This is a genomic window from Micromonospora sp. WMMA1949 (genome assembly GCF_027460145.1).
Taxonomy (GTDB): domain Bacteria; phylum Actinomycetota; class Actinomycetes; order Mycobacteriales; family Micromonosporaceae; genus Micromonospora.
This window is the reverse complement of record NZ_JAPZBG010000001.1, coordinates 2,874,630-2,888,985: the sequence shown is the minus strand read 5'-3', so window position 1 is coordinate 2,888,985 and position 14,356 is coordinate 2,874,630. Positions and strand designations below refer to the sequence as shown.

17 protein-coding genes, 2 tRNA genes and 1 other RNA gene are annotated in these 14,356 nt (G+C 72.5%); 8 read left to right on the top strand and 12 right to left on the bottom strand.

The genetic code is table 11. The annotated features are described in order from the left end of the window. Window positions 1–137: 137 nt before the first annotated feature. The 4 genes from recR to ffs form a co-directional block, all read right to left on the bottom strand. Window positions 138–731 (bottom strand): recombination mediator RecR, encoded by a 594-nt coding sequence (gene recR / locus O7607_RS13665; protein ID WP_269703570.1) that lies wholly within the window; start codon window positions 729–731, stop codon window positions 138–140. 8 nt (window positions 732–739) lie between these two features. Then, window positions 740–1,048 (bottom strand): YbaB/EbfC family nucleoid-associated protein, encoded by a 309-nt coding sequence (locus tag O7607_RS13660; protein WP_064446817.1) that lies wholly within the window; start codon window positions 1,046–1,048, stop codon window positions 740–742. A gap of 108 nt (window positions 1,049–1,156) precedes the next feature. Further along, window positions 1,157–4,213, bottom strand: coding sequence for a DNA polymerase III subunit gamma and tau (locus O7607_RS13655; protein ID WP_269703568.1), 3,057 nt, complete (start codon window positions 4,211–4,213; stop codon window positions 1,157–1,159). A 107-nt stretch (window positions 4,214–4,320) separates the two neighbouring features. Next, window positions 4,321–4,410, bottom strand: an RNA gene (ffs, locus tag O7607_RS13650) — signal recognition particle sRNA small type. Window positions 4,411–4,491: 81 nt separating this feature from the next. On the opposite strand from ffs, the gene O7607_RS13645 reads away from it, so the two are divergent. Both O7607_RS13645 and O7607_RS13640 read left to right on the top strand, forming a co-directional pair. After that, window positions 4,492–4,576 (top strand) — tRNA-Ser (locus O7607_RS13645). Window positions 4,577–4,701: 125 nt separating this feature from the next. After that, the gene (locus O7607_RS13640; protein ID WP_269703566.1) at window positions 4,702–5,271 is read left to right on the top strand and encodes a hypothetical protein; all 570 of its coding nucleotides are present in this window, start codon (window positions 4,702–4,704) and stop codon (window positions 5,269–5,271) included. A gap of 85 nt (window positions 5,272–5,356) precedes the next feature. On the opposite strand, the gene O7607_RS13635 is transcribed toward O7607_RS13640, so the two are convergent. Together O7607_RS13635 and O7607_RS13630 are read right to left on the bottom strand one after the other, a co-directional pair. Then, a complete protein-coding gene (locus tag O7607_RS13635; RefSeq protein ID WP_269703564.1) occupies window positions 5,357–6,577 on the bottom strand; it encodes an RNA polymerase sigma factor in 1,221 nt (406 codons plus the stop codon). Next, a complete protein-coding gene (locus tag O7607_RS13630) occupies window positions 6,574–6,906 on the bottom strand; it encodes a YciI family protein (protein ID WP_269703562.1) in 333 nt (110 codons plus the stop codon). The genes O7607_RS13635 and O7607_RS13630 overlap by 4 nt, the downstream gene beginning before the upstream one ends. A 232-nt stretch (window positions 6,907–7,138) precedes the next feature. On the opposite strand from O7607_RS13630, the gene O7607_RS13625 reads away from it, so the two are divergent. Both O7607_RS13625 and O7607_RS13620 read left to right on the top strand, forming a co-directional pair. Then, window positions 7,139–7,753, top strand: a complete 615-nt coding sequence (locus O7607_RS13625) for a hypothetical protein (RefSeq protein ID WP_269703561.1) — start codon at window positions 7,139–7,141, stop codon at window positions 7,751–7,753. Beyond that, window positions 7,750–8,271, top strand: a complete 522-nt coding sequence (locus tag O7607_RS13620; RefSeq protein ID WP_269703560.1) for a hypothetical protein — start codon at window positions 7,750–7,752, stop codon at window positions 8,269–8,271. The genes O7607_RS13625 and O7607_RS13620 overlap by 4 nt, the downstream gene beginning before the upstream one ends. 39 nt (window positions 8,272–8,310) lie before the next feature. Here the strand turns inward: O7607_RS13620 and O7607_RS13615 are convergent, their stop codons facing one another. Both O7607_RS13615 and O7607_RS13610 read right to left on the bottom strand, forming a co-directional pair. Further along, a complete protein-coding gene (locus O7607_RS13615; protein ID WP_269703559.1) occupies window positions 8,311–9,390 on the bottom strand; it encodes a hypothetical protein in 1,080 nt (359 codons plus the stop codon). A gap of 109 nt (window positions 9,391–9,499) precedes the next feature. After that, a tRNA-Ser gene (locus O7607_RS13610) sits at window positions 9,500–9,586 on the bottom strand. A 75-nt stretch (window positions 9,587–9,661) separates the two neighbouring features. Here O7607_RS13610 and deoD point away from each other — a divergent pair. From deoD to O7607_RS13595, 3 genes are all read left to right on the top strand, one after another. Continuing rightward, the gene (deoD, locus tag O7607_RS13605; RefSeq protein ID WP_043327826.1) at window positions 9,662–10,369 is read left to right on the top strand and encodes a purine-nucleoside phosphorylase; all 708 of its coding nucleotides are present in this window, start codon (window positions 9,662–9,664) and stop codon (window positions 10,367–10,369) included. A gap of 112 nt (window positions 10,370–10,481) precedes the next feature. Next, window positions 10,482–11,120: a TetR/AcrR family transcriptional regulator gene (locus O7607_RS13600; RefSeq protein WP_269703557.1), complete on the top strand. Its 639-nt coding sequence runs from the start codon at window positions 10,482–10,484 to the stop codon at window positions 11,118–11,120. Then, window positions 11,117–11,584, top strand: a complete 468-nt coding sequence (locus O7607_RS13595) for an acyl-CoA thioesterase (RefSeq protein ID WP_269703555.1) — start codon at window positions 11,117–11,119, stop codon at window positions 11,582–11,584. Before O7607_RS13600 ends, O7607_RS13595 begins: the two co-directional genes overlap by 4 nt. A gap of 17 nt (window positions 11,585–11,601) precedes the next feature. Here O7607_RS13595 and O7607_RS13590 read toward each other — a convergent pair whose 3' ends face one another. The 4 genes from O7607_RS13590 to O7607_RS13575 all read right to left on the bottom strand — a co-directional run bounded on the left by O7607_RS13590 (window position 11,602) and on the right by O7607_RS13575 (window position 13,404). Continuing rightward, window positions 11,602–12,087: a nucleoside deaminase gene (locus O7607_RS13590; protein ID WP_269706973.1), complete on the bottom strand. Its 486-nt coding sequence runs from the start codon at window positions 12,085–12,087 to the stop codon at window positions 11,602–11,604. A 130-nt stretch (window positions 12,088–12,217) separates the two neighbouring features. After that, window positions 12,218–12,742, bottom strand: coding sequence for a tRNA adenosine deaminase-associated protein (locus tag O7607_RS13585; protein WP_269703553.1), 525 nt, complete (start codon window positions 12,740–12,742; stop codon window positions 12,218–12,220). 122 nt (window positions 12,743–12,864) lie between these two features. Then, window positions 12,865–13,035 (bottom strand): hypothetical protein, encoded by a 171-nt coding sequence (locus O7607_RS13580; protein ID WP_269703552.1) that lies wholly within the window; start codon window positions 13,033–13,035, stop codon window positions 12,865–12,867. Between the two features lie 72 nt (window positions 13,036–13,107). Next, window positions 13,108–13,404, bottom strand: a complete 297-nt coding sequence (locus tag O7607_RS13575) for a hypothetical protein (RefSeq protein WP_269703551.1) — start codon at window positions 13,402–13,404, stop codon at window positions 13,108–13,110. A 168-nt stretch (window positions 13,405–13,572) separates the two neighbouring features. Between O7607_RS13575 and O7607_RS13570 the strand changes: the two genes are divergently transcribed. Beyond that, window positions 13,573–14,319 (top strand): M23 family metallopeptidase, encoded by a 747-nt coding sequence (locus O7607_RS13570; protein WP_269703550.1) that lies wholly within the window; start codon window positions 13,573–13,575, stop codon window positions 14,317–14,319. Window positions 14,320–14,356: the final 37 nt, after the last annotated feature.

Genomic DNA, 14,356 nt, shown 5'->3' with positions numbered 1-14,356 from the left:
TTTGAAGGGCGAATTTATTACGTCGATCCGGTCCCGGACGCACGCTCCTGTCAGATCGACGGGTGTCCCGGCCCGGCCCGGAGACACGTCCGGCGGGCACCCCGAGGGGCACCCGCCGGAGGCGGTACGACCGAAACTCAGACGGCCCGGCGGCCCTCGAAGGCCCGGCCCAGCGTGATCTCGTCGGCGTACTCGAGGTCGCCGCCGACCGGCAGTCCACTCGCGAGCCGGGTCACGGCGATCCCCATCGGCTTGACCATCAGAGCCAGATAGGTGGCCGTCGCCTCGCCCTCGGTGTTGGGGTCGGTGGCGAGGATCAGCTCGCGGACCTCGCCGCTGCCCAGGCGGGTCATCAGCTCACGGATCCGCAGGTTGTCCGGGCCGATGCCCTCCAGCGGATTGATCGCGCCGCCGAGCACGTGGTAGCGCCCGCGGAACTCGCCGGTCCGCTCGATCGCCACCACGTCCTTCGGCTCCTCGACCACGCAGAGCACCTCGTCGGTACGCCGTGGGTCGCGGCAGATCCGGCACTGCTCCGACTCGGCCACGTTGTAGCAGGTCGTGCAGAACCGGACCAGGTCCTTCACCTTGCGCAGCGCGCCGGCCAGCCGGTTGACGTCGGCCGGATCCGCCGACAGCACGTGGAACGCGATCCGCTGGGCACTCTTCGGGCCCACGCCCGGCAACCGGCCCAGCTCGTCGATCAGATCCTGGATGGCACCCTCGTACATCTGCCGGCTCAGAACCCGGGCAGGCCGAGGCCGCCCATGCCGCCCGCGAGCGGGCCCATCTTCTTCTCGGTCAGCTCGCGGGCCGCCTCGGCGGCGTTGTGCACGGCCGCGACGACCAGGTCCTCGAGCGTCTCGACGTCCTCCGGGTCGACCGCCTTCGGGTCGATCTTGATCGCCTTCAGCTCACCGGTACCGGCGACGGTCGCGGTGACCAGGCCCCCGCCGGCGGTGCCGGTCAGCTCCGCCTCGGCCAGCTCGGCCTGGGCCTTGGCGATCTGCTGCTGCATCTTCTGCGCCTGCTTCAGCATCTGCTGCATGTTCGGCTGTCCACCTGGGCGCACGGACCGCTCCTTCTTCCACTCGTCTGGTCGGCCGCGCCCAGCCTAGTCGGGCCACGGCACCGCTGAATCGCGGTCGACGCGCGCTCAGCGCGCGTCCACCTCGTCGATCTTCTCCGCCCCGAACGTCTCGCGCAGCAGCTGCACCGCCTGCTCCTCGCTCGACTGCCGGGCGGTCCGCTCGTCGATCACCTCGTCGAGCGGCTCGTCGCCCGGATCGAACCCCTCGTAGGCGGGCGCCGCCGCGGGCGCGCCCCCGCCCCGCACCGGGCCGTCGAAGTCCGGGTCGTAGGGCGGCTCGCCCGCCCACTCGGCATCGGCCGTCTTTCGCGCCGGCTGCGCCGCGCGCGGCCCCTTGCCGGCCCCACCGCCCGCGGCGGCAGCCGCCGCGGCCGCACGCGCCGCCGCGATCGCGCTGTTCTTCGGCTCCGCCGGCCTCGCCCCACCGGCAGGCGCCGCCGCAGGTCCAGCCGGCTTGGGTACGACGACAGGCGCGGTAGCGGTCGCCGTCCCCCCGCCCGGACGGGCAGCCGCCGGCCAGTCCTCCGCACCCCCGGTGCCCGCCGCCGAGGCGGTACCGGTGGCCGAGGCGGTGCCGGCGACCGAGGCAGTGGCCGAGGCGGTGGCCGCGCCACCGGGTCGGGCCGGCTCCGGCCAGTCCTCCTCGCCGGCCTGGTCACCGGCAGCGGTCGCCGCCGTCCGGTGCGAGGCGTCGGCCGAACCCGCGTCGGCCCGGCCCGCCGGTCCTCCGGCCTGGCCTGCGGCGCCTCGGCCGCTGGTGGCCGGGTTACCAGTGGCTCGGCTGCCCGTGGTGCCGCCCGAGCCGGACACCGGCTGTCCCGGGGCGCCGCCGGACACCGGGTGCCCGACGGCAGCGGAATCCGGACGGCCCGGACCGGAGTGGGCTGAACCCGGGCGGCCCGATCCCGCCTCCGAGCCGGGACGGCTCGGACCGGCGTCGGAGCCGGGACGGCTCGCTCCCGCGTCGGCTACGTCGCGGTACCCGGCGTCAGCGTCCGGACGGCCGTGAGCAGCACCTGCCGCCCCGGAATCCGGCCCACCGGACCCGGCGTCGGACGCCGGGCGGGCCGGAGCGCTGTCGGACGGGGTGCGCCCCGGTGCGGCGTCGGCCTGGGCGCGGCTCGCTCCGGACGGGCGGGACGGGCCACCGAGCGAGGCCGCACCGCGCTCACCGGCCACCTCGCAGCGGATCTGCCAGCGGCCGCCCAGTTCCTCGTAGAGCGCGTCGGTCAGGACGGCGGCGTGGTCGGCCATCATCTTGGCCAGCACCGTCGACTTCACGGTCAGCACGAGCGTGTCGCCGTCCAGGTCGCGTACCACCGCGTCACGCATCAGCGCGGCGATCCGCTTGTTGCTCCGGTTGACCTTGCCGACCACCTCGGGCCAGACGCGGCGCACCGCTACCGCGTCGAGCGCGCCGGGATTCGCCGCGCCGGGGCGGGGCGGCTCGGGCGTGGCCGGGTCGGGCATCACCGCGGACGGCGGTACCGGGCGTCGGGCGGCTGCCTGACCGGACGTCGTCGAGCCGGCGGCGGCCCGCTCGGCGGCGGCCAGCGCAGCGAACCCGGCGTCCGTGGCCGGGTGGACCCCGGCAGCCGCGGCCGCTTCGGTCCCCACCGAGGCGGGACGCGGGCCGGACTCGGCAGATGCCGGACCGGACTCGGGAACGGCACCGGCCGCGGGGCGGGAATCGATGCCCGCACCGTTCGGGGCCGGACGGGTGCCGGTGGCGGGGCCGACCGGACGGGAGCCGGGTGTGGCGCTCCGGGCGCCTGCCGCAGCGGCGGCAGCGGCACGTGCGGCGGCGGCCCCGGTCGGGGCACCGGCAGCCGCCGGCCTGCCGGCGGAATCCGGGTGGACCGCGGCGGCAGCCGCCCCCGGGGCGGGAGCCGCCGGGCGTACCCCAGGGGTGTGGTCGGGGTGCGCGGAGTCGGCGGCGGCCGACGGCAGCTCGGCGCCGCCCAGCGTCAGCCGGCGCTCCATCCGCTCCAGGCGCTGGAGCAGGCCGGCCGAGGAGTCGTCCGCGCCGGGCAGGAGCATGCGCGCGCAGATCAGCTCCAGCAGCAGCCGGGGCGCTGTGGTGCCGCGCATCTCGACCAGGCCGTTGTGCACGATGTCGGCGCAGCGGGACAGCGTGGCCGGGCCGAGGCGCTGGGCCTGGGCGGCCATCCGCTCGATCTGGTCGGCCGGCCCGTCGATGAGGCCCCGGGCGGCGGCGTCGGGCACCTGCTGCAGGACGATCAGGTCGCGGAGGCGTTCCAGCAGGTCGGAGGCGAAGCGGCGCGAGTCGTGCCCGGCCTCGGCGACCCGGTCGACGGTGGCGTACGCGGCGGCGCCGTCACCGGCGGCGAGCGCGTCGCACATCTCGTCGATCAGCGCGGTGTCGGTGACGCCGAGCAGCGCGGCGGCCCGGGCGTAGTCGACGCCCTCCGGGCCGGCGCCCGCGATGAGCTGGTCGAGTACGGAGAGGCTGTCGCGCATGCTGCCGCCGCCGGCACGCACCACCAGCGGGAAGACCGCCGGCTCGACCTTGACGCCCTCCGCCTCGCAGAGCTGCTCGAGGTAGGGGCGGACCACCTTCGGCGGGAACAGCCGGAACGGGTAGTGGTGGGTCCTCGACTTGATAGTGCCGAGGACCTTCTCCGGTTCGGTGGTGGCGAAGATGAACTTGACGTACTCCGGGGGCTCCTCGACCAGCTTGAGCAGGGCGTTGAAGCCGGCCGACGAGACCATGTGCGCCTCGTCGATGATGTAGATCTTGAAGCGGCTGCGGGCCGGGGCGAAGAACGCCTTCTCGCGCAGCTCACGGGCGTCGTCGACACCACCGTGGCTGGCCGCGTCGATCTCGATGACGTCGATCGAGCCGCCGCCGTCGGGAGCCAGGCCGCGGCACGAGTCGCACTGCCCACACGGCTCGGGGGTGGGGCCCTGCTCACAGTTGAGGGAGCGGGCCAGGATCCGGGCGCTGGAGGTCTTGCCGCAGCCCCGCGGACCGGAGAAGAGGTAGGCGTGGTTGAGCCGCCCGCTGCGCAGCGCCTGCGACAGCGGCTCGGTGACCTGCTCCTGGCCGATCATCTCGGCGAACGTCCGCGGCCGGTACTTGCGGTAAAGGGCCAGTGCCACCCGTCCCGCCTCCTCTCGACCGAGCCATTCTGCGCCGGTCGGCCCCGGGTGACCACCCACCACCCCGTGACCCGACCCGCAGCGACGTTACCCGGCCCGGGAGACAGAAAGGCCTCCCGTGCACCCGGCAGAGCTCGCTTATCCTTGCTGCCTTCCGGCCCTGGGGAGGTTCACGAGGTACCGCCGCACGGGAGGTGACGCCAAGCCTACCCGAAGGGTTGTGGATCTTCCGGGAGGGTGGGGTGGCCCGCCGTCGCGGGACCTGTATCCTGGCTCGCGGAGGATTCGCCTAGAGGCCTAGGGCGCACGCTTGGAAAGCGTGTTGGGTTTACACCCTCACGAGTTCGAATCTCGTATCCTCCGCTCTCTTGAGCAGCACGAACGCGAGGGCCGGCCCCATCGGGGACCGGCCCTTCGTCGTCTCCGCGGCCACCGGCTCGCCGTTCTGTCCTCAACGTTTCCAGCCGCCGGGCTGATACGTTCCGTCGATGGGGCAGAGCCTGGATGCGGTTGTCCGATCAACCTTCCTCCGCACCATCGAGTTCATGCCCGGTGAGCTCCGACGAGCGCCGCTGGCCAGCTGGAACGAGTCGGTCTTTCGCCACTTCTTCTGCCGGCAGCTGCATGACGTCGACGAAGGCGTGCAGCAGTTCGTGGAGTGCGAACGGATCGACCTCGTCCTGCATCGCGGCGAGGAGAAGGCGTTCGTCGAGTTCAAGTTCTACGTGCACCCGCAACGGTTTGATCCCTACACAGGCGGTTCGTCCGGCTTCAAGGGCGGCCCCAGCCCTCAGAACCTGCGCGAGTTCCAGAGGTGCGTCCATCAACTCCACGATCGGAAGTCGGTCCCGGGGCTGTCCAAGTACATCGTCCTCGCCTACGCCGACCCTCTCGGCGAGAGCACGCCGGGGAAGCAATACTCGTATTACTACGACGACTATCGGCACTCGGACGACAAAGTCGTGCTCGACCTCCAGCAGTCCGCCGGGCCCTTCGAGACTCGCAAGGAGCGAATTCAAGCCAAGCTCTTCACCCTCCGGGCACCAGGCGAAGGTTGAGAGTTCAGCCGGTAGCAGCGCTGGCTGCGCCGCGTCATGCGTGCCTCGGTTTCATCCGCACCGGTTGACCGGTTCACGCGGGCGTTCATCGGCCGCCCAGCTGGTCGCGCCGCCGCTTCAGATACGCCGTCTCCGCGCTGTTCCCGGCCAGCTCGATCGCCCTGTCGTACGCCGCCCGCGCCTCCCCGCCCTGCCCCATCCGCCGCAACAACTCGGCGCGCGTCGCGTGGTACGCGTGGTAGCCCTCCAGCGGCAGCACGTCCACCTCGGCGAGCGCGACCTGCGGCCCGTCCAGCTCGGCGACCGCCACCGCCCGGTTGAGCCGCACGATCGGCGACGGGTCGACGCGTACCAAATGGTCGTAGAGCGCGGCGATCTGCGCCCAGTCGGTGTCCCGCGCGTCGCGGGCGTCGGTGTGGACGGCGTTTATCGCGGCGAGGATCTGGTAGCGGCCCGGCGGCCGTCCGGCGGCGATGCACGCGCGGACCAGGGCCTGTCCCTCGGCGATCAGCTCCCGGTCCCAGGCGCTGCGGTCCTGTTCGGCGAGGACGACGAGTTCGCCTGTCGCGGAGACCCGGGCGGGGCGGCGGGCCTCGGTGAGCAGCATCAGCGCCAGCAGCCCGGCGGCCTCGTGGTCGTCGGGCAGCAGCGTACGGACCAGCCGGGTGAGCCGGATCGCCTCGGCGGTCAGGTCGGCGCGGACCGCCTCCTTGCCCGGGTCGGAGGCGAGGTAGCCCTCGTTGAAGATCAGGTACAGGACGGCGAGCACGCCGGCGACCCGGGTCGGCAGGTCATCACGGGACGGCACCCGGTACGGGATCCCGGCTGCCTTGATCTTCGTCTTGGCCCGGGTGATCCGCCTGCCCATGGCGGGCTCCTGGACCAGGTACGCGCGGGCGATCTCCGGCACGGTGAGCCCGCCGACCAGGCGCAGCGTCAGCGCCACCCGCGCCTCCATGGCCAGCGCCGGGTGACAGCAGGTGAAGATCAGGCGGAGCCGGTCGTCGTCGATGACACCGAGCGGTTCCGGCACGTCGGCCAGCATCAGCGCCTCCCGGTGCTTGTCGTCCCGCCGGCTCTCGCGCCGGATCCGGTCCACGGCCCGCCGGTACGCGGTGGTGGTGAGCCACGCGCCCGGGTTCGGCGGTACGCCGTCGGCCGACCACCGCTCGACGGCGGCGGCGAACGCCTCGGCCGTCATCTCCTCCGCGACGTCGAGGTCGCCGATGCGCCGGGCGAGCGTGGCCACCACCCGGGCCCATTCCTCGCGGTGGACCCGGGTGAGCGCCTCGCCGACGTCTGTCACGCGGCCAGGAACGGCCGCAGCTCGACCCGCCTGTTGCACCGCTGCGACGCCAGCGCGGCGAGCGGCAGCGCCACGTCGAAGTCCGGCGCCTCGATGATCCAGAACCCGCCGACGTACTCCTTCGTCTCCACGTAGGGTCCGTCGGTGAGCAGCGGACTTCCGCCCCGCGCATCCACGACGGTGGCCGTCTCCGGTGCGGCGAGCCCACCGGCGAAGACCCAGTGACCGTCGGCTCGCAACCGTTCGTTGAACTCACCGATCGCGGCCATCTCCGCCTCGGTGGCCGAGCCGGTCGTGTCGTCGAGTACGGAGATCAGGTACTGCGCCATCGGTTCCTCTTTCGCCGTCGTCGGCCGCCGGCCGGGCTGCCGTCACCCCGGCTACGAACGCCGCCGCCCCGATCCGACAACCGTGCGGAGCAAGTATCGGGCGCGGTGATGCGGCAGCGCTGCCGCGCCCGTACGTTGGGCATCGGCCGCGTCACCCGCCGAGCGCGCCGAGGCACCCGACGACCGTCGTACACATGTTCCATCCACAGCCTGTGGACGCCGAGAGGACCGGATGAGTTACCAGCTCAGCGCCGTGGTCGCCGACGTCGAGTTGCTTCGCGAGCAGACCGCCGACCTCGACCACGCGGTGCTCGCCGCGCTCCGCCAGGACTTCGCGCTGCTGCCGGTCACCCCGCAACTGGTGCAGGAGCTGACCGGCGGCCTGCCGGACTACGCCACCGACGAGCCGCACGCCGAGCGCCCGTTCCGGCTGGTGCTGTCGCCGCCCCTGGCCGACGTGCTGGCCCGCTGGTCGACCAGCGGCCCGGTGGCGTACCTGGAAGCGGAGTTCGCGGGTGGCCTGGGCCACCAGTCGGCGGTGGTCTGGCTGGGCGGCGAGGTGAGCTGGGGCCCGCGGTACGACGCCGCGCTGGACCGGCCGCGGACCGAGTGGCCGATCAACACCGCGCTGGCCCGGCTGGGCGCGGAGCCGGGCGCGTGGATCGACCCGTTCGCCGAGCTGGGCCTGCACCTGGAACGCGACACGGACGGCTGGCTGGCGCACGGCCGGCGCGGACTGTCCGCCGACTACTGGGACGAGCTGGCCGAAGAGTGGGAACTACGCCAATCCGACCCGCAGCAGCAACCTCATCGCCCCGGTCCCGTTGGTGACTGGGGGATTGCATGAAACTACGACAATTCGGCTTTATTGCCGCACTGCTTGCTGCCGCGTCCGCAGCCGGCAGCGGCGTTCATCCACAGTGGCCGGTCGAACCGGTCGGCGTCACGCAGGTGGTCAGCCTGGACGGCCTGCGCGACGCGGAGTTCGGTGACACCGAGGCGGACCTGACCCGGCGCGGCGTGCTGCGCGCCGACGAGGAGGCATGCGGGCCCGCGCTGGTCGGACACGGTGCGGTCAGCCCGATCTTCGTCGGCGACCGGCTCGTCCTGCTCTGGCTCGACGACCCGATGAGCACGCCCGAGGGCATCAGCGCCGGCACGCCGGTGGGCGAGGTCCGCGCCGCGTACCCTGGCGCCGTCGACCTGCCGGCGCCGCCCGGCAGTCACCGCTTCGCCGGGCTGCTCGCCCGCGACGGAGACCGCGCGTACCTGTTCCTGCACGACGGGGTCACCGTCCGCGAGATCATCGCCGGGTACGCGGACTGGGCCCGCCGCCTCTTCGACGAGGGCTACGGCCCCTGCTGACCATAGGGCAGGAGTCGGCAGGGGCCGAACAGCGCTCCGCTACCGCTGAGCCGCCACTACGGTGACAGCCTTCGTCCGACCCGAACTGCCGGCCACGAACCGGTCCGACGGTGAGTAGCCGATGATGAAGTATCCGCTGTGAAGAGGGACCACGTCTGCTGCGAACTGGCCCTTGCCGTCGGTGTCGAGCGGACCGTAGGTGGCGTAACAGCGGTTGTCGTCGCACAGGTCCAGGTAGATGTCGTGGACCTGGTTGGCATGCGGGGCCCACCCGGAGGCGGTGAGCCACGACAGCTGTCCGGTGAGCCGGACGCTCTGGCCCGCTGCCACCCGGGTGCGATTCACCTTTGCCGTGATCCGGGTCTCCCGCGGATCGATCGTGATCGGGAAAATCTGCTGGGGAATGTACTCGAAGTACGGCCGGCCCAGGGAGTAGGAGTAGGAGATGTCGACTTCCGGGCTGATGGCGTAGATGGTGACCGTCTTGCCGAATGAGCCGTCGGACGCAGTGATGGCCGGAGTCGGGTCGAAGCTGCTGTTGACCTGGACCGGGAAGTCGGCGAGCGGCCGAACCTCGCCGGTGCCCGGCCAGCGGCCCTTGAGCACCCCCCGGACAGCCACCTGGCGGTTGTCGTAGTCGACGGTGGTGGGGTTGATCGTCACATCCTCCAGGAAGGTGACGACCCGGTAGAGGATCCACCCGGCACGCTCCTGCCGTACGTGGTTGCCCGCAACGTCGGTCACCTCGACGTGCACGAGGTAGTCGCCGAGCGCGTCGAGAATCAGGGGCGCCGAAGTGCGGAAGACGGTCTTCTCCGGAGCCTCCGAGTGGAGCACGAAGTCCGTGGCGCGCGCGACCAGCGCCCCGGTCTCCTCGTCGACGAGTTCCGCGCGGATCTCGGCAACCGGCTGGGACGAGGTGACGGAGACGTACAGTCTTCCGAGGTCGTCCGACGAGTCGTTGTAGGCAGAGTTGACCTGCAGGACGTCGGCGGCCTGGGCCGGGGCCGGCGAGCCGAAGGCCAACAGGACAGCGGCGAGAACGCCGGCAGCAAGGACCGATCTGATCTTCATTTGTCCCCCGTGCAGAGCCCGCCGACTGCCGGCGGGAGCCGACAACAGTTATAGGCGCATCGACCCTCGTCACACAACCGGCTTGCCGAGGGGCACAAGCGGAACGCCCGGTGCGATCCTCGCGGATCGACCGGGCGTTCTCGCTGTTCACGAGCGGTGGCGGCGGGATTTGAACCCGCGGAGGGCGTAAACCCTCACACGCTTTCGAGGCGTGCTCCTTAGGCCACTCGGACACGCCACCGCCGACGAGGGTACAGGACCGCCGGCTTGGACGCCGAACCGGTATCCCTCGGCCCGGCCTGGCAGGATCTTTGCCATGAGTACGCACATCGGCGCTGAGCCGGGAGAGATCGCCGAGCGGGTCCTGATGCCGGGCGACCCGCTGCGGGCCAAGTGGATCGCGGAGACCTACCTGGAAGGGGCCCGCTGCTACACGACGGTGCGCGGCATGCTGGGCTTCACCGGGAAGTGGAACGGTGTCGACGTGTCCGTCCAGGGCTCCGGCATGGGCATGCCGTCCGCCTCGATCTACGCGCACGAGCTGGTCAACGAGTACGGCGTGAAGTCGCTGATCCGGGTCGGCTCCTGCGGCGCCCTGACCGAGGATCTGCAGCTGCGGGACGTGGTGGCGGCCATCGGTTCGTCCACCGACTCGAACATGAACCGGATGCGCTTCGACGGGCTGATCGACTATGCCCCGGTTGCCGACTTCGGGCTGCTGCGTACCTCGGTCGAGGTGGCCGAGCGGCGCGGCATCAGCATGCGGGTCGGGCCGATCCTGGCGGCGGACGCCTTCTACACGGACCGGCCGGACCTGTACGACACGCTCGCTGACTACGGCGTGTTGGCGGTGGAGATGGAGTCGGCGGCGCTCTACACGATCGCGGCGCGCTTCAAGGCCCGCGCGCTGACCATCCTGACCGTCAGCGATCACATCAAGACCGGCGAGAAGACCACGTCGCAGGAGCGCGAGCAGACGTTCGGCCAGATGGTCGAGATCGCGCTGGACACCATCATCGCCTGACTCGGACCAACCTGAACCGCCCCGCCACCGCTCGGTGGCGGGGCGGTTCCGCGTTACCGCCGTCACAAAAATAAATACGACCGGTCGTGCTTGTTTCCCCTACGCTGATCGCATGACCTCCGACGGCCGCGTCGCCCGTGGCGACCGCACCCGCACCGCGGTGCTCGACACCGCGGTGGCGCTGGCGACCGAGGTCGGCCTGCACGGCCTCTCCCTGGCCCAGCTCGCCGACCGGCTGGAGGTGAGCAAGTCCGGCCTCTTCGCGCACTGGCGCTCCAAGGAGGCACTGCAACTCGCCACCGTCGACCGCGCGGTGGCGCAGTGGCGGGAGCGGATCGTCGCGCCCGCCCTGCTCGCCCCTCGGGGCGTACGCCGGCTGCGTGCGCTGCACGACGCCCGGATCGACTTCTACGCCGCCCGGGTGCTGCCCGGCGGCTGCTTCTTCGCCAACACCGAGTTCGAGTACAACGCCCGCCCCGGCCCGGTCCGGGACCGGCTCGCCGAGGCGTTCGCCCGCTGGACCGCGCTGCTGGAACGCCTCGTCCAGGAGGCCGTCGACCTGGGCGAACTGCCCGCCGACCTGGTCGTGCCGCTGCTCGCGTACGAGATCGACGCGCTGGGGATCAGCGCGGTGATGCGGTCCCGGCTGCTCGACCCGGACGCCACCTACCGGCACGCCCGCCAGGGTCTGCTGACCCGGCTGCGGGCGCTCTGCCCGGATCCGACCCTGCTACCGGAAGGCCAGTCATGAGCCACGCCACCACCGACCGGCCGGTCGCCGAGTTCGGGCACGTCGAGCACGTGCCGGTGCACTTCGACGACCTCGACGCGATGGGCATCCTGCACAACGCCCGCTACGCGGTGCTGCTGGAACGCGCCCTGACGCCGTACTGGGCCGAACGCGGCGTCGCCTTCCGGGGCGACGTGCACGCCGCACCCGACGTGTTCCACGCGGTCCGCGAGTTCACCATCACCTACCGGGCGCCGGTCGTCGGCGTCGGCACGGTGGCGGTGCACTTCTGGCTGGAACACTTCGGCACCAGCAGCGCCCGTTACGCCTTCGAGTTCCGCTCGGTCGACGGCACCACGGTGCACGCCACCGGCACCCGGTCGATCGTCCGGCTCGACCCGGCCACGCTGCGTCCGACCGCCTGGACCGAGGTCGGCCGCGCGATCGCCGCGACGCTGCTGCGCCCCGCGCCGGCCGGAGCCTGAGACAGGACCAGAACTCCTCAGCGGAAGAACGCGCGCAACAGCGCAGCGCTCTCGCGTTCCAGCACGCCGCCGTACACCTCGGGGCGGTGCGTGACGCGGCGGTCGCGCAGCACGTCCCAGAGTGACCCGACGGCGCCGGTCTTCGGTTCCCAGGCGCCGAACACCACTGTCGGGACGCGCGCCAGCGCGATCGCCCCGGCGCACATGGTGCACGGTTCCAGCGTCACCACGAGCGTGCAGTCGTCCAGCCGCCAGCGGCCCAGCCGCTGCGCGGCCCGGCGCAACGCCAGCACCTCGGCGTGCGCGGTCGGGTCGCCGGTCAGCTCCCGCTCGTTGCGGCCGATCGCCAGTTCGGTCCCGTCGGGGCCGTAGAGCACCGCGCCGACCGGCACGTCGTCGGCGTCGGGGGTCGCACCGTCCGGGCCGGTCGCCGCGACCTCGAGGGCCCGGCGCATCCACAGCTCGTGCCGCTGCCGGCGGCCCACCGCGCCCGGGTCGGCCAGTGCCTCGTCCGCGCCGGGACCGACGCGTGCGGCCCGCCCGGGGGTGGGCTGCCCCGGGCGTACGGTCTCCAGCGACGGATCGGTCGCGTCGGCCGGTTCGGCGGCGCCGGGCGTCAGGGACTCCCCGGGCTCAGACCTCACGCAGCTCCTCGACCTCGTCCACGCAGCCCAGCACCTGGCAGATCTCGGCTGTCACGTCGGCCGGCATGGAGCCCTCGTGCGCGCAGAGCGCCAGCAGCTTCTGCGCCGGGATCCCCAGGTCGGTCAGCAGGTCCGCGTCGCCCACCGGGTCTGCTTCCGGGTCCACAGCGGGCTGCTCGGTGTCGTCGTCGCCGGCGGAGGCACGCGGCTCGTCGACATCCTCCAGCCCGGTCACCGAGGTCTTCAGGTCGCCGACGAGCAGCGCACCCAGCCGGGACTCCTCCGCGTACGCCGAGTCCGAGCCGAAGACCCGCAGGTCCTCCCCCTCGTCCAGGCGCATGACGACCAGGTACGTGTCGTCGGCCTCGACGAACAGCAGCGAGAGGTCGGCGTCCGGCTCGACGTCGCGCAGCCGGTCGGCCACCTCCTCGATGTCGGTGACGCCTCGCAGGCTCACCTCACCGGCGGTCCAGCCGCCGTCGACGCGCGCCACGGCAGCAGCGAAGTACGACACGGTCCCCCCAAATTGGCCTCGGCAGCACGCCGACACGTCACGCGATGCACGTTAACCGGTCGGGTCGGCAGGCGAGCGGTCAACGCCCCGTATGGGCCGGCCGTTCCTCGGGAGAAAGCCGGTCAGCCGACGACGCGCCGGCGGGTGGCGATGAGTTGGCGCAGCCGCTCGGTGCGGGCCCGCTGCGGCCGTTGGCGCTGCTGTACCGCACGCGCACCGGCCAACTCGGCGAGGAGTTGCAGGCGACGGCGGCTCCGGTCGGGGTCGAGCCGCGGCGATGTGGTCCAGGCCATACCGCGAGCGTGGACCGTCCTCACGCGTACGTCAAGGTGGCCTTCGCTACGCAGCGAAACCGGCACCGAAGGTCACCAGAGCGGCCAGTCTCCGGTCTGTGCCCAGCGCGTCGCGACGATCGCCGCGGCGATGCTCCAGCCACCCGCGGTGACGATCGCGACCCCCGTCGCGACCCCTCGGTCGCCGTGGCGGACCAGCACCGCGGCGGCCAGCCAGGCCAGGCCGCCGGCCAGCAGCGTCCACCAGGCGTAACCGGCCACGCCGCGGCCGAGCAGCCCGAACAACAGCAACCAGGCGAACGCGACCAGCGCGCCGACCGCGACACCGGCTCCGGTGACCGGGTACGGCTCGCGGTAGCTGGGCCGCATCGACGTGCTCGACGGGAAGAGCCCCGAGGGCGTACGCGGCGGGAACGTTCCCGGACCCGTCCCCTCGGGTCCGCCGTGCCACCCGTGCGTCACCGCCGCCCCCTCTCCCGACCATCCGTCCCGCGTTCGGCTTTCGTCCCTACGGTAGTGGTCTGTCAGGATGACCGGATGCGCTCGCCATCGATCGGACGCCGCACGCGGCCGGCGTACCCGATCCTGCTGCTCGTCGCGGCACTCGCCGCCGGCGGATGCGGCGCCACCACCGGGCGCGCCGACAGGTGGCAGGAGCCGAGCCCGATGACGACGGCCGCGCAGCCCGCCGACCCCGCCTCGCCACCGGCCGCCTCCTCGTCCGCGGCGCCGTCGCCGGCCCGCACGGACGTGAAGCGGGTCTTCCCGGTGCGGGCGGGCAACGTCGACTACCACCCGACGCACGGCGGCTACCCCGGCACCGACGTGTTCGCCGACTGCGGCGAGCCGGTGGTGGCGGTCACCGACGGCGTGGTGCTGGAGGTGAGCCGGGTCGACCGGTTCGACAAGCGCGGGCCGCTGGGCCCGAACAACGGCGGGCTCTCCGTATCGCTGCTCGGCGACGACGGGGTGCGCTACTACGGCTCGCACCTGAGCGCGATCGCGGCCGGCGTCGACGCCGGGGTACGGGTGCGTGCCGGGCAGCAGCTCGGCAAGGTCGGCCGTACGGGCAACGCCAACAACGTCTGCCACCTGCACTTCGGTCTCTCCCCGAAGTGCACCGGCGCCGACGACTGGTGGATCCGCCGGGGCGTGGTCTGGCCGGCGCCGTACCTGAACTCCTGGCGCAAGGGCGGCAACCGCTCGCCGGTCGCCGAGGTCACCGCCTGGCAGCGCAAGCACGGCTGTCCGGCCGCGCCCGGCCGGTCCACCCGCAGCGGCTGACCGACGCGCGGTGCGGGGCCACGCGGCGGACGGCGTG